At 65.8% G+C, this 13,097-nt stretch carries 12 protein-coding genes; 4 read left to right on the top strand and 8 right to left on the bottom strand.

All coding sequences use genetic code 11. The annotated features are described in order from the left end of the window. Positions 1-11 precede the first annotated feature (11 nt). Complete coding sequence (locus tag ACXAJV_RS03050; RefSeq protein ID WP_475081795.1) at positions 12-1,586, top strand: ArnT family glycosyltransferase; 1,575 nt, start codon at positions 12-14, stop codon at positions 1,584-1,586. On the opposite strand, the gene argC is transcribed toward ACXAJV_RS03050, so the two are convergent. The 3 genes from argC to ACXAJV_RS03035 are packed head-to-tail and all read right to left on the bottom strand — an operon-like array spanning position 1,583 to position 4,853. Next, on the bottom strand, positions 1,583-2,512 hold the full coding sequence (gene argC / locus ACXAJV_RS03045; protein WP_475081793.1) for an N-acetyl-gamma-glutamyl-phosphate reductase: 930 nt from the start codon (positions 2,510-2,512) through the stop codon (positions 1,583-1,585). The two genes, ACXAJV_RS03050 and argC, sit on opposite strands and share 4 nt — an antisense overlap. Next, entirely contained in the window at positions 2,509-3,846 is a 1,338-nt protein-coding gene (locus ACXAJV_RS03040) for an acetylglutamate kinase (protein WP_475081790.1), read from the bottom strand. Before ACXAJV_RS03040 ends, argC begins: the two co-directional genes overlap by 4 nt. Further along, positions 3,843-4,853, bottom strand: coding sequence for an N-acetylornithine carbamoyltransferase (locus ACXAJV_RS03035; protein ID WP_475081788.1), 1,011 nt, complete (start codon positions 4,851-4,853; stop codon positions 3,843-3,845). Before ACXAJV_RS03035 ends, ACXAJV_RS03040 begins: the two co-directional genes overlap by 4 nt. Positions 4,854-5,040: 187 nt before the next feature. Here ACXAJV_RS03035 and kdsB point away from each other — a divergent pair, with 187 nt between their 5' ends. Both kdsB and ACXAJV_RS03025 read left to right on the top strand, forming a co-directional pair. Further along, positions 5,041-5,823, top strand: coding sequence for a 3-deoxy-manno-octulosonate cytidylyltransferase (kdsB, locus tag ACXAJV_RS03030; protein ID WP_475081785.1), 783 nt, complete (start codon positions 5,041-5,043; stop codon positions 5,821-5,823). Next, positions 5,820-6,449, top strand: coding sequence for a histidine phosphatase family protein (locus tag ACXAJV_RS03025; RefSeq protein ID WP_475081782.1), 630 nt, complete (start codon positions 5,820-5,822; stop codon positions 6,447-6,449). Before kdsB ends, ACXAJV_RS03025 begins: the two co-directional genes overlap by 4 nt. Here the strand turns inward: ACXAJV_RS03025 and ACXAJV_RS03020 are convergent. Then, positions 6,446-7,309 (bottom strand): alpha/beta fold hydrolase, encoded by an 864-nt coding sequence (locus ACXAJV_RS03020; RefSeq protein WP_475081780.1) that lies wholly within the window; start codon positions 7,307-7,309, stop codon positions 6,446-6,448. The two genes, ACXAJV_RS03025 and ACXAJV_RS03020, sit on opposite strands and share 4 nt — an antisense overlap. Positions 7,310-7,320: 11 nt before the next feature. Then, entirely contained in the window at positions 7,321-9,063 is a 1,743-nt protein-coding gene (locus ACXAJV_RS03015; RefSeq protein ID WP_475081779.1) for a spinster family MFS transporter, read from the bottom strand. 211 nt (positions 9,064-9,274) lie between these two features. Between ACXAJV_RS03015 and ACXAJV_RS03010 the strand changes: the two genes are divergently transcribed. Then, the gene (locus ACXAJV_RS03010; protein ID WP_475081777.1) at positions 9,275-11,002 is read left to right on the top strand and encodes a M28 family metallopeptidase; all 1,728 of its coding nucleotides are present in this window, start codon (positions 9,275-9,277) and stop codon (positions 11,000-11,002) included. 79 nt (positions 11,003-11,081) lie between these two features. Here ACXAJV_RS03010 and ACXAJV_RS03005 read toward each other — a convergent pair whose 3' ends face one another. Genes ACXAJV_RS03005 through ACXAJV_RS02995 form a run of 3 tightly spaced genes read right to left on the bottom strand, consistent with a single transcriptional unit; the run spans position 11,082 to position 13,046 of the window. Next, the gene (locus tag ACXAJV_RS03005; protein ID WP_348506865.1) at positions 11,082-11,702 is read right to left on the bottom strand and encodes a helix-turn-helix domain-containing protein; all 621 of its coding nucleotides are present in this window, start codon (positions 11,700-11,702) and stop codon (positions 11,082-11,084) included. 44 nt (positions 11,703-11,746) lie between these two features. After that, a complete protein-coding gene (locus ACXAJV_RS03000; protein WP_475081776.1) occupies positions 11,747-12,373 on the bottom strand; it encodes a helix-turn-helix domain-containing protein in 627 nt (208 codons plus the stop codon). A gap of 25 nt (positions 12,374-12,398) precedes the next feature. Then, positions 12,399-13,046 (bottom strand): helix-turn-helix domain-containing protein, encoded by a 648-nt coding sequence (locus ACXAJV_RS02995; RefSeq protein WP_475081774.1) that lies wholly within the window; start codon positions 13,044-13,046, stop codon positions 12,399-12,401. Positions 13,047-13,097: the final 51 nt, after the last annotated feature.

The following is a 13,097-nucleotide window of genomic DNA, read 5'->3' as shown; positions in this document are numbered from 1 at the left end:
GGGCCGTCCGAATGACTGATTCCACCTTCGCCGAATCTCCCCGGACGAATCCCTGGCTGCGGGCAACGATCGGGCTGATTGTAGGCGTCGCGTTGATGCGCCTTGTGGCATTGGCCATTTCACCGGTTGCGCTCTACGCAGACGAGACCCAGTACTGGATCTGGTCCCGCGAGTTCGACTGGGGGTATTTCTCCAAACCGCCGATGATCGCCTGGCTGATCGCCGCATCGACCGGGCTTCTCGGTGACAGCGACTTCGCCGTCCGCCTGCCGGCGCCCTTGCTGCATTCGGCAACGGCGGCCTTTCTTTTTGCGAGCGCACAGCGGCTGGCGGACAGCCGGGCCGGCTTCTGGGCGGCGGCCGTCTATCTCACCCTGCCCTCGATCTGGCTGTCCGGCGTCGTCATCTCGACCGATGCGCTTTTGCTCTGCGCCTGGTCGGCCGGCCTCTACGCCCTGCTGCGCCTGCGTGATGACGGGGGCTGGGCGTCCGCCGCAGGTCTGGGCCTCGCCATCGGGCTCGGCTTTCTCTCCAAATACGCGATGATCTATTTCGTCGTCGGCACGGCCATCGGCATCGTGATCGACGCGCCGCTCCGCCGGGCGTTGCTGAGCCTGAAAGGCACCATTGCCGCACTCATCGCGCTCGCCTGCCTGGCGCCCAATCTTGCCTGGAACGCAGCGAATGACTTCGCCACCGTCACGCACACGGCGGCGAACGCGAATTGGGGCGGCGACCTGTTCCACCCCGCTGAAATGGCCGAGTTCCTCGTCGAGCAGATCGCTGTCTTCGGCCCCTTCCTGTTCCCCGTCCTGATCGGCCTGTTGATCGCCGGCGCACCGAAAGCCCTCAGAATCGCCCCCGAACGCCGGCTGCTTGCGGCCTTCATCGTGCCCGCAATTCTCGCAGTCTCGATCCAGGCCTTCATCAGCCGCGCCCATGCCAACTGGGCGGCCGGTGCCTATGTCGCTGCAACGCTCCTCGTCACGCTTTTCCTTCTGAACGGGCCCGGCTGGCGCCGCTGGTTGCTGATCGGATCGATCATCCTTCACAGTATTGTCGGGATCAGCTTTGCGGTTATTGCTGCCAGCCCCGCCCTGGTGGAGATGACCGGCCTCGACAACGCCACCAAGCGTATCCGCGCCTGGCCGGAAACCGCGGCTGCCATCACCGAAGCCGCCGCCGCGGACGACTATGCCTTCATCGTGTTCGACGACCGCAATGTCTTCCACCAGACCCAGCGCTATGCGCCCTCTCTGCAGGCGGAGGCGCGCATGTGGCTGCGGTATTCCGGTCCCGTGAACCATGCCGAAGATATCTGGCCGCTAGCGGAGACGATCGATGGCCCGGTGCTGATCGTGTCCCACCGCCCGCTGGAAGTGCCCCGCCTGCGCGAGGACTTCCGGACGTTCGAACCCATCGGTGAACTGGCCATTCCGCTCGATGGCGGCCGCACGCGCGACTTCACCCTCTGGCGCGCCGAAGGGCATGTCCGCGTCGAGCGAGACGCTGCGTATGAAGACCGCTGGCAGGCCATCGACGCAGAGACCGGCGTCGTGCGCGGATACTCCAACGACGACGGCTAGCCGCGCAGCTCCTCGAGCCCCAGCGCCAGGGTAAGATTCTGCATCGCCTGGGTGGCCGCCCCCTTGAGGAGATTGTCCAGCGCGCTGACGATGACGGCGCGCCGGCCGCTCTCATCCACCGCGAACCCGCCAACCACCGCGCCGGGATTGCCGGCGCCGTCGCGCACTTCCGGAATGCGTTCGACGACCTCGATCAGGGGTTCGCCGGCATAGGCCTCCCTGAAGCACGCAATCAGCGTGTCGCGATCCATCGGCTCGGCGAGCTCGGCATGCACCGTTGCCACAATACCGCGGAAGAATTGCGCGACATGCGGGGTGAAGCAGACACTCTCGCCGAGGTGCCGGCTCATTTCGCTCTCATGAATATGCCCCGTCAGGGCATAGGGCATCAGATTATCGGCCAGCGCATCCGGGTTGTTCTTGCGCGACGGCGTTGTGCCGGCGCCGGAATAGCCCGACACGCCGAACACGTGCGCCGGACCGGCCAGCGCCCCGCGCAGCGGCGCGATCGCCAACTGGCCGGCCGTGGCATAGCAGCCCGGATTGGCAATGCGGCGGGCGTGGCGGATCGCTTCGCGGCCGTGGATCTCCGGCAGGCCATAGACCCAATTGTCGTCAAACCGGTAATCGGCCGACAGGTCGACAATCACGGTCCCGGCAGGAATGGCCGCGACGAAAGGCGCAGAGGCCCCGTTCGGCAGTGCCAGGATCACCGCATCGACGGGCCGCGCGGCGACATCCTCCGGCGACAGCGCCTCAAAGGCGAGATCGCCGCCGATTTCCGGTGCCATCTCGGCCACAGGCTTGCCGGCAAACTCGCGCGAACTGGCATAGGCCAGGATCATGTCGTCCCGGCCTCCAATCAGGCGCAACAACTCCCGGCCGGTATGGCCGCGCGCGCCGATCAGTCCGATCCGGGCGGTCATTTCGGCGCCTCGAGCGTGGGCGGCAGGGAAAGTGCCTTTTGCACCACAGCGTCAATACCGGTGAGGCTGACATCCTCACCGCGCCAGAACACGGTCCAGTCTCCCTGGCGCACAGCACCGTCACATTCATCGAAATAGAAGCCGTTGACCGGATTGCTGGTCCGCGACCGCCAGATCAGGCGCGGCGCGTATTCGACCAGCCGGTGCCAGACCGCGCGCCCCAGCCCCTCACCGCGCGCATCGTCGAGCACGGCGAACTTGTCCAGATAAATCCAGTCATCGAGCCGCGTCGTGATGGCCGCGGCACGATAGCTGTCGGTCACGAAGGCTTGGTCGATCACAAGACGGTCCCAGTAACCCGCAATCGGCGGGCGGCCGAACGCCTTGGTCACCAGCGTGTCGAGCTTGGCCAGATCGAGCGCGTCCTTCGAGGCCGCCGCCTTGATGCGCTCGCCGCGGCGGATCAGCGTTCCCGCGCCGGCATGGGTGAAGAGCTCGCGGGCCAGCTCGGCCGGGCGCGTGATCGACACCGAGGATGACAGCGGCAGATCGTCGAGCAGACGCTTGATCTCCTCCAGCTTCAACCGCATGCCGCCATTGACCCAGCCGGCATCCATCAGCTCGGCGAAGTCGGTCGCCAGGTTGATGGAGGACAGGATATCGCCGTCCTCGTCGAGCAGCCCGCCCGTCCCGGTCAGGAAGACCACCTTGTAGGGCTGCAGCGCATGAACCAGGGCACGCACCGCGGTATCGGCATTGACGTTGACGAGACACCCGTCCGCCGTGTCCCCCAGACAGGCCAGGATCGAGGCTTGGCCGGCGCGGGCCGCGGCCGCCACCAGGTCCAGCCGGACCCGGCTGGGCTCACCCACGCGGCCCAACGTCTTCGCATCGACCAGTTCGGCCTCGAACACACCGCGCGGGATGGCCGCCGCACGCCCGCCGGCGGCGCGGATCGCGTCCACCAGGGCGAGGTTGGCTTCGGTCAGCGTGTCGCGGATGACCGGGATAGCCGGCTCACGTGTGACGCGCAGGCCATTGATCCGTTCGGTGGGAATACCCGCCGCGTCCAGCGCCGCATCCAGCTGCGGGCCGCCGCCATGCACCACGACCGGCGTCAGGCCGACCGTCTGCAGGAAGGCGAGCGCCGAGGCGAGTCCGTCCAGATCGTCCTGGATGACCGCACCGCCGACCTTGATGACGGCGAAGCGCTCCTGGTCGACACCGGAGAAGCGGTGCAGATATTCGCGAATCTCCTTGCCGTCGCGCATATGCGACAGCAATTGGACAATGGTCTGGCGAACCGGGGGCTGGGCCGCATCCTTGCCGCTCATTCCGCCCCCCCTTGCAGGGCGAGGGCCTCCATCACGGCCTTCTGGACGTGCAGGCGGTTTTCGGCCTCGTCGATCCCCATGAAGGCATCGCTGTCGACCACGGCATCGGCGATCTTCACATTGCGGCGCATCGGCAGGCAGTGTGAAACGACGGCATTATTGGTCAGCGCCATTTTTTCCGGCGTGATCATGAAGTCGGCGCCCTTCGCCCGGACCGGCGCTTCCTCGCCCCAATTGCCATAGAAGGGCAGCGCGCCCCAGCTCTTGGCGTAGACCACATCAGCACCTGAATAGGCCGCCTCGACATCGGTGGTCAGCGTTACCGAACCACCGCCTTCAGCCGTGAAGCGTTCCGCAGCCGACATGTAGCGCTCGTCGAGACGGTAGACCTCATCCGGCACCAGGATGCGGACATTGGCGCCGAACTTCGACGCGATCAGCAGCGAGGAATTCGCCACGGCCGTGTTCAGCGGCTTGGGATGCGGCACCCAGGTCAAAAGATAAGTCTTGCCCGCCACCGGACCGGAACGCTCCTGCAGGGCCAGCATGTGAGCCAGCTCCTGACAGGGGTGCACGATGGTCTCCATATTGATGACCGGCACCGTCGCGTGTTTCGCAAAGGCGGAGATCATCGGATCCTCGCGCTCGCTCTGCCAGTTCTTGAACTCCGGAAAACAGCGGATGGCGATCAGGTCGACATAGCGCGACAGCACGCGCGCGGCCTCGCGCACATGCTCTTCCTCTGAACCGTCCATGATGGCGCCGTCGCCGAACTCCATCGGCCAGGTCGCGCCCTTGGCGTCGAGCACGATGGCATGGCCGCCCAGCTGGTGTGCGCCGATGTCGAAACTCGATCGTGTTCGCAGCGAGGGATTGAAAAACACCAGCGCAATCGACTTGCCCTCCAGCGATCGGCTTTTCACGCCCGACTTGAAGGCGGCTGCTCGGTCGAGCAGGCCCTGAAGTTCGTTGCGGGACCAATCTTCGGTGGACAGGAAATGGCGCATCTAACGTCCTCGTTTCGCCTTCGGTGACAGGAGTCCCGGGCTGTTCAGGATCCGGGCAGCGTCATGTGTACACATCAATGCCGCGAGTGCACGGGGAAATTCCGCATCCAGGGACGTGGATACTGCCAATGTGGCAATTCCCGGCGGATTGTGGAACAAGCCGGAAAAACCGAGGGAGCTGCGCCACATGTCCGTTCTTGCCGTCATTCCCGCCCGCTACGGGTCGACCCGCTTTCCCGGAAAGCCGCTGGCAAAGATCGCCGGCCGGATGATGATCGAGCGGGTCTGGCGGATTGCGGCGGCGGCCGACGGGGTCGACCGCGTTGTGGTCGCAACCGATGACGATCGCATCCTGGACGCCGTGACCGCTGCCGGCGGTGAGGCGGTGATGACAGACCCGGCCTGCCGCAACGGAACCGAACGTGCGCTCGACGCCATGCGCCGCCTCGACAGCGATGCGGAAATCGTCATCAACGTGCAGGGCGACGCGCCCCTCATCCCGCCCTGGGTGATCGGCGGCGTTGCCGAGACGCTGCGCGCAGACCCCTCGCTCCAGATGGCCACGCCCGCCATCGAACTACCCGCCGAGACCGAAGCCCGGATGCGCGCCGACAAGGCGAAGGGCTCGGCCTCCGGCACCACCGTCGTGTTCAACAAGGCGATGGACGCGATGTACTTCTCCAAGGCCGTCATCCCCTTCCGCCGCAAGCCCGCAGAAGGCGCGCCGACCTATCAGCATATCGGCCTCTATGGCTATCGTCGTGACACGCTGGAACAACTGGTCGCGCTGGAGCCGACCCCGTTCGAGCTTACCGAGAGCCTGGAACAATTGCGCGCCCTGGAGAACGGCATCCCGATCCGCGTCGTGCTGACCGATTATCGCGGCCGATCGGCCTGGTCGGTGGATGCGCCGGAGGATGCCGTGCGCGTGGAAGAGATCATCGCCCGCGAGGGGGAGCTGGTGGCATGACGAAAATCCTGCTCGCCCGCCACGGCAATACATTCGGCCCCGGCGACACGCCGGTCTGGGTCGGCGCGAAGGAAGACCTGCCACTGGTCGAGAGCGGCGAGGCCCAGGCGCGGGCGCTGGGCGAAGCCCTGGCGGCGGCCGGTCTGACACCGGGCCGCATCGTCTGCGGGCCGCTCAAACGCACGCGGCGTGCTGCGGAGATCGTCGCCGGACTGACCGGCTTTGCCGGCACGCCCGAGATCGACGAACGCCTGAAGGAGATCGACTACGGCTCCTGGGGCGGCAAGTCGAATGACGAGATCATCGCTGAATTCGGCCAGGAGGCGCTGGACAGCTGGGACAAGCATCACCGCCGTCCCGACGGCGCCGACTGGTCACCGGACGAGATGACGCTGAAGGCCAATGCGCTCGCGGCCATGCGCGATGCGGCACAGGGGCTGCTCACCCTCGTCGTCACCTCCAACGGCGTGCTGCGCTATATGCATGCCGCCCTGAGCGGTGCAGACAGCAATGCCAAGGTGAAGACCGGCCATATCTGCGCCGCCGATATCGGGGGCGAGGCCGGCGCCCGGCTGTTCTGGAATGAAAAGCCGGATGCCGCCCTGCTGACGCAAACCTTGGGTTAGTCGACGCGGTCCAGAAACGCGTTGATCTCGGCCCAGGCTTCCGGCTCGGTCATGAAGGGGGCGTGGCCGACATCGGGCACTTCCACCACGCCCAGATCGGGCTTGCGGCGGCGCATCTCGGCCACCGTTTCCGGCGAGAGAAGATCGCTGATCCCGCCGCGCACGACGAGGGCCGGAATGGTGCGGAAAGGTTCCCAGAACTCCCAGAGTTCCGGCAGCGGACCATCATCACCGCCCAGCATGGACAGGATCGTGCCGTCATAATCGAGTACGACCGCACCATTCTCGCCGTCGATCCAGGTCTTCCTGGCAAAGTCGTGCCAGAAGGCGTCGTCGTCGGCCCGCGCCGGGAAAGCGGCCAGATTGCTGTCGCGCGTGCGCGACGCCGCCTCGTCCCAGCTGGCCGCCGGATCGCGGCTGGACGTGTTCTGCTTGATCCGGTCCAGGCCTTCTTTCGAGACCACCGGTCCGACATCATTGATCACCGCCGCGGCGATGCGTTGCGGCTGGGTGCCGGCGACGACAAAGGTCATCAGACCGCCCATCGAGGTGCCCACAAAGACCGCGCGGGCAATCCCCAGCGCGTCGAGCAGGCCCAGCATGTCGGCTGCATAGACCGGCGGCTGGTAGCGCTCGACCTGCGGATCGGGATCCGACCGGCCGCGGCCGCGCTGGGAGGCGACGATCACCCGCCGCCCCTTCGCGGCAATCTTCGGCGCGAGATCCTCGAAATCCTTCACATTGCGGGTCAGCCCGTGCAGGCACAACACCGGCAGGCCGGTCTCCTCGCCCTGGGCCGGATAGTCGCGATAGTGGATGCGCAGCCCGTCGGCATTGGTGAAGAAGTGGTCTGTGAACATGGTACCCGTCATCAGCTGGGTTCGGCCTCGGTCGGCGGCTCCGCTTCCGGCACCGGCACGGTCTCGCCCTCGCCTTCCCAGTCACGGGCCAGATAACGCGATGCCCAGAACATGAAGAAGGCGGCAACCAGATAGAGGCTGGCACCGATCAGGATCGAGATCCGCAGCGAACCGTCACCGAAGGTCGGCTGCAGTGCGGTCGACAGCCGGCCCAGCACGTAAACACCCCCGCCGATACCCAGAAGATTGTTGATCAGCAGGAAGACAGAAGACGCACTGGTGCGCATGTGCGGCGGCACCAGGTGCTGGAAGGCCGAAAGGACCGGGCCCAGCCAGGCCAGGCCGAGCGCCGTCGGGATGAAGAGCAGGGCGACCGCCATCGTCGCGGACGGCGACAGCACGCCGGCCCAGTAGAGCGGCGCGCACAGCAGGAAGGCGACGGCGGGAACCGTGGCGAAGGCCGAGCGCTTGCGCTTGCCCATCCAGTCACCCATCACACCGCCCAGGAAAATGCCCAGGCTGCCGGCCACGAACAGCACGCCGCCGAACAGCCAGCCCGTCTCGGTCAGCGAGAGCTGGAAGCTGCGCGCAAAGAAGGAGGGCAGCCAGAAGAAGACGCCATAGCCCATCATCGACGAAGCCGAAGCGCCCATGATCATCAGCCAGAAGCTCGGCTTGCGCAGGGCCAGCATCATGAATTCACGGAAGGTGGCAAAGAAGAAGCCGATCAGCGCACCCGCGATGGCCCGGCCGATCAGCCAGGCGATCGCTGCCGTGCCGATGGGGGCGCCGCCCGTCAGGGCCGGCACGAACCAGGCCACCAGGCCCGGCAGGACCATCAGGACAGACAGGCCGAGCGCCAGCGGCAGCCATTTCGACTGCCGACCGATCCACTGCCCGCCAAACCAGCCGCACACGGCCGCCACGGCGGCCGTCGCGGCAAGCAGGCCGACCGACTGCACCGGGGTCGCACCGAACACGACAGCGTTGAAGATGGAGAGCAGGCTGGGCAGGGTGAGCAGAACCGCACCGGCGATCGAGAGAATGCGGATACGATCGGCCGGGTAGACATCGACCGTTTCGCTGGGTGCCTCGACTTTCGCGGCCACGGCCGGTGCGTCGTACTGGCCGCGCTTGGGCTCGCGCACAACGAGTTTGAAAATCGGCGCCAGAACGATGCCGGCAATACCGACGATGAAGAAGGCGGAGCGCCAGTCCAGCGCGTCGGAGATACCGCCGCCGGCAATCTGAGAACCGGCGATGACGCCAAAGGCGCTGCCCACGGGAATGCCCAGCGAGTAGATCGCCAGCGCCCGGGCGCGCTTGGAGGGCGGGTAGTAGTCAGCGATAATCGTGTAGGCCGGTGCGACACCGCCCGCCTCGCCGACACCCACGCCAACGCGGGCCAGGAAAAGCTGCATGAAGTTCTGGGCGAAACCGCTGAGCGCCGTGAAACCGCTCCAGATCGTCAGCGCCGCGGTCATGATCCAGGTCCGGTTGAACCGGTCGGCGAACCAGGCGATCGGCACGCCCAGCGTGGAATAGAGGAGTGCGAAGGCGATACCGCCGAGCAGGCCGAGCTGTTCGTCGGTCAGGCCCAGGTCTTCCTTGATCGGAATGGCCAGGATGGAAATGATCTGGCGGTCCAGGAAGTTGAACGCATAAACTAGGAACAGCAGCACCATGACCAGGCTGCGATAGCCCGCTCCGGGCAAGTTGCTGCCTTGCGCAGCACCCGCATTCGTATCCGCCATGATCTCTCCCCTCAGGCGTACCGGTCTTTCGACCCACTTTTATTGTGTGTGGCCGAAACCAAACATGAATGGTCATTCAGGTTTGGTCAAACCCCATTTGCGCTCGATCTCAGTGACGCCACCCCTTGTGCGCGACGAGCACGAATGCAGGATGTGCCACAGTTTTGCGCCAAAGCCCAAGGCCCAGTTGGCCGCAACATGGGGGAGAACCATGAAACGACTAGTTCTGAGCACTCTGGCAAGCGGGCTCCTGCTCGCCGCCTGCACCCCGGCAGACGAGGCGGATACGGACGCCGCGCCGGCACCGGAGACGACTACCGAAACGGTCGACGCGGGACAGTCCGCGCCGGCGGAAGATACCGCAGTTTCCAGCGCCGCAATCGCGGAAGCCGATATGCGCCGCATGATCTCGACCCTCGCGGACGACGCGTTCGAGGGCCGCGCCCCGGCCACGCCGGGCGGCATCGCCGCCAGCCAGTGGATCGCCGACGAGATGGCCCGTATCGGCCTCGAGCCGGGCTATGAAGGCAGCTATTTCCAGCCTGTACCCCTGCTCGAAGTGACGCTGGACGAGGCGAATTCCAGCTTCGAGATCGCCCATCAGGGCGAGCCGCTCGGCCTGACCACAAATGAAGACGTCGTGTTCTGGACCAAGCGGGCCGACAGCGAGGTTTCGCTGGCCGACAGCGAGCTGGTCTTTGTCGGCTATGGTGTCGTCGCGCCGGAATACGGCTGGAACGACTATGAGGGCGTCGATGTCGAGGGCAAGACGGTGGTCATGCTGGTCAACGACCCCGGCTATGCCGATCCCGATTCCGGCCTCTTCAACGGCAATGCGATGACCTATTACGGCCGCTGGACCTACAAGTATGAGGAAGCGGCCCGCCAGGGTGCGGCCGGCGTCATCCTGATCCACCAGACCGCCCCGGCCTCCTATGGCTGGAACGTGGTCTCGGGCTCCTGGACCGGCGCCCAGCTGGACCTGGCCCGCGAGCCGGGCGAAGGCATGTTTGCTGCCGTCGAAAGTTGGGTCACCGAAGATGTGGCCCGCCAGCTGTTCGACCTGTCCGGTCTCGACTTCGACACCCTGACCGCCGCGGCCTCACAGGCCGACTTCGAAGCCGTGCCGATGGACGGGCTGACCGCCTCCGCGACGCTGCACAATTCCACCCGCACGCTCGACTCGCGCAATGTCGTCGGTGTCGTGCCGGGCACGGCGCGGCCGGACGAGTACGTCATCTACACCGCGCACTGGGACCATATCGGTATCCGCGACGTCGCCGAGGGCGAGGACGGCATCTATAACGGCGCCGTCGACAATGCGACCGGCACCGCCGCCATCCTCGAGATCGGCGAAGCCTTTCTGGCCAATCCGCCGGAACGCTCGGTGATGATCCTGGCCGTGACGGCCGAGGAATCCGGCCTGCTGGGCTCGGCCTATTACGGCGAGAACCCGATCGTGCCCTTCAGCCAGACCGTGGGCGGGATCAATATAGACGCCATGCTGCCGACCGGCCGTTCGCGCGATATCATCGTCGTCGGCCATGGCGCCTCGGAACTGGAAGACGTGCTGGAAACGGTGGCGTCGGAACAGGACCGCTACATCGTGCCGGATCCCAGTCCGGAAGCCGGCTATTTCTACCGCTCCGACCACATCTCGCTCGCCAAGCACGGTGTGCCGATGCTGTATGCCGATGGCGGCGAAGACCTGCGCGAGGGCGGCTCGGAGGCCGGCCAGGCTGCAGGCGAGGACTATCGCGCCAATCGCTATCACGGTCCGGCCGACGAGTATGCCGCCGACTGGCCGATGGACGGCATGATCGAGAATGTCGAGCTGTTCTACGAGATCGGGTCGCGGCTCGCCAATTCGGACGACTGGCCGAACTGGCATGAGGGCAACGAGTTCCGCGCCCTGCGCGACGCACAGCGCGGCGAATAACGCTGGCGCAAGCTTGACAGGAAAGGGGCGGCTCCGCTGGAGCCGCCCCTTTTTCATGACCGGTATCTGATGCCCGCGATCAGAAGGTCCGGCGGAAGACGATCTTCTCGCCGCGTTCTTCCAGGCGCGAAGTGTAGCGGGACTCGTCCAGTACGGCGCCGGAATGGATGCAGTAGACGGTGCGCGCTTCGGAGATGCGCGGCCAGTGCAGGAAGTCGCACAGGCGCGACTGCATGCCCGAGGACACATTGATCTCCATCGATCCGAGGCTCTGGGCGTAGGCCAGATTGCTCTGGAACATGCCCTCCTCGCGGATCCGTTCGAGCGCCGACATGAAGTCGCCGCCGACGAAATCTCGGAGATTGCGCCCCTCGATCTCGTGGCGCGCCATGCCGAACAGTTCCAGGGCACCGCGCGAGATCGCCTTCACCATGCCCATCGAGTCCGTCACGAACTCGACCGACGGGTTCAGCGTGATGAGGTCGACCCAGGTCGGCGCCGGCGCGACGACGAAGGCGTCCTGCACGAGTTCCGCCATGCGGCGCTTGACCCGTTCGGGCGGATCGCTGTCGCCGTTCTCCCAACGCGAGATCATCGCCTGGGTCACGCCCAGATCTGCCGCCAGCGCAGCCTGCTTGAGCCGTTTCGACATCCGGAAATTCCGGATCACCGACGGCCAGTTCACCTTGCTGGAAGACACAGACAGTTTGATATCCTGTACCAATTCTGCCCCCCCTTCAGGGCTCATCGTGCCGGGTGGAGCACGACCTTTCCGGCCAGCTCGCGGCACAGTGTTTCATAGTCCGCCTCGTCGATCGGGGCGCCGGACAGCATCCAGCGGATTGCGCCATCCTCGCCCGTGTGCGGCCAGTGCAATCCTTCGATGCACTGACGGCTCACCTGTCCCTCGCGATCGACGAAGGTATACCGGTCCGCACTTTCGACGCTTTCGAGCCTGCCGTCAAAGAATCCCGACGCGCCAAGCGTTTGGAAGAGGTCCGGCAGGTCGCCGGAGAACCGGTCTTTCAGCCTGGCGCCTTCAACCTCGGCGCGCTCACGTCCCAGCATGCGCAGCATGCCGTCGCTGGCAGTCTCGATCATGCCAGCCCGGTCGATCACCGCTGCAATGCCGGGCTGGGCGGCGGTGTGACTGCGCCAGTCGATCAATGGCGCCGAGACCTCGCCGGTCTCGAACAGGCCCATGATGCGGGCGCGCATCTCGGCGCTCGGGGTCACCGAGCCGGACTCCCAGCGCGAGATCATCGCCTGGGTGACCCCCAAATCGGCGGCAAGGGCGGCCTGCTTGATATTGTGGGTGAAGCGGAATCGCCGGAGGCGTGCACGCCAGAGCTCGGGCGCCTCTACACTCATCGCCCTCTGCGCCCGACGCGGCATGTCAGATACCCTTGCGTATCACGCGCGAACTGCCCAGCCGCAGGCGGACATCGTCGAAGACAGCCGGGGTCGCTTCGGCCGCCGACAGCAGCCAGACGATGCGCGGACCGGGCAGGAAGGTGGGGCGGTGCAGACCGTGCACGAGCCGTGTCACGAAAACGCCCCCGTCCGGCGGCAGGAATTCGACCCGGTCCATGCTTTCCGCGGAGGCAACACGCCCCTCGAAGAAGCCGCTGGCGTCGAACGTGTCAAACAGATCGACAAGATCGCCCTGGAACGCCTCGGCCAGATAGCGCCCCTCGACCTCGTGGCGCTCGCAGCCCAGCGTCCTGACGAGACCGCGGCTGGCCCGCTCGATCCGGCCGCGACTGTCGATCACGGCAACGATGGAGGGATGCCGCCCGATCCGGTCTACCCAGGCCGCGCGCGAGACCGAGGTGTGTGACGACCAGTAGAGGTCGAAAATGCGTTCCTGGATACGGGGGCTGGGGAGCGCCACGCCGCTTTCCCAGCGCGACACCATGGTCTGGGTGACATTGAGATCATGCGCCAGCGCGGCCTGTTTCAATCCCTTCGACAAGCGATAGTGTCGGATCACCGACGGCCAGTGAATGGCCTGGGCCTCGACCGTGCGGGTTATCGAATTCATGTGCGCTTCTCCGTTCTGGACGGGGCGCCGGCCACGGGGGCAGCGGTTATA

Source organism: Maricaulis sp. ABE4_448 (assembly GCF_056160825.1).
Note: the sequence above shows the minus strand (reverse complement) of the source record. Positions and strands in the feature narration are given on the sequence as shown.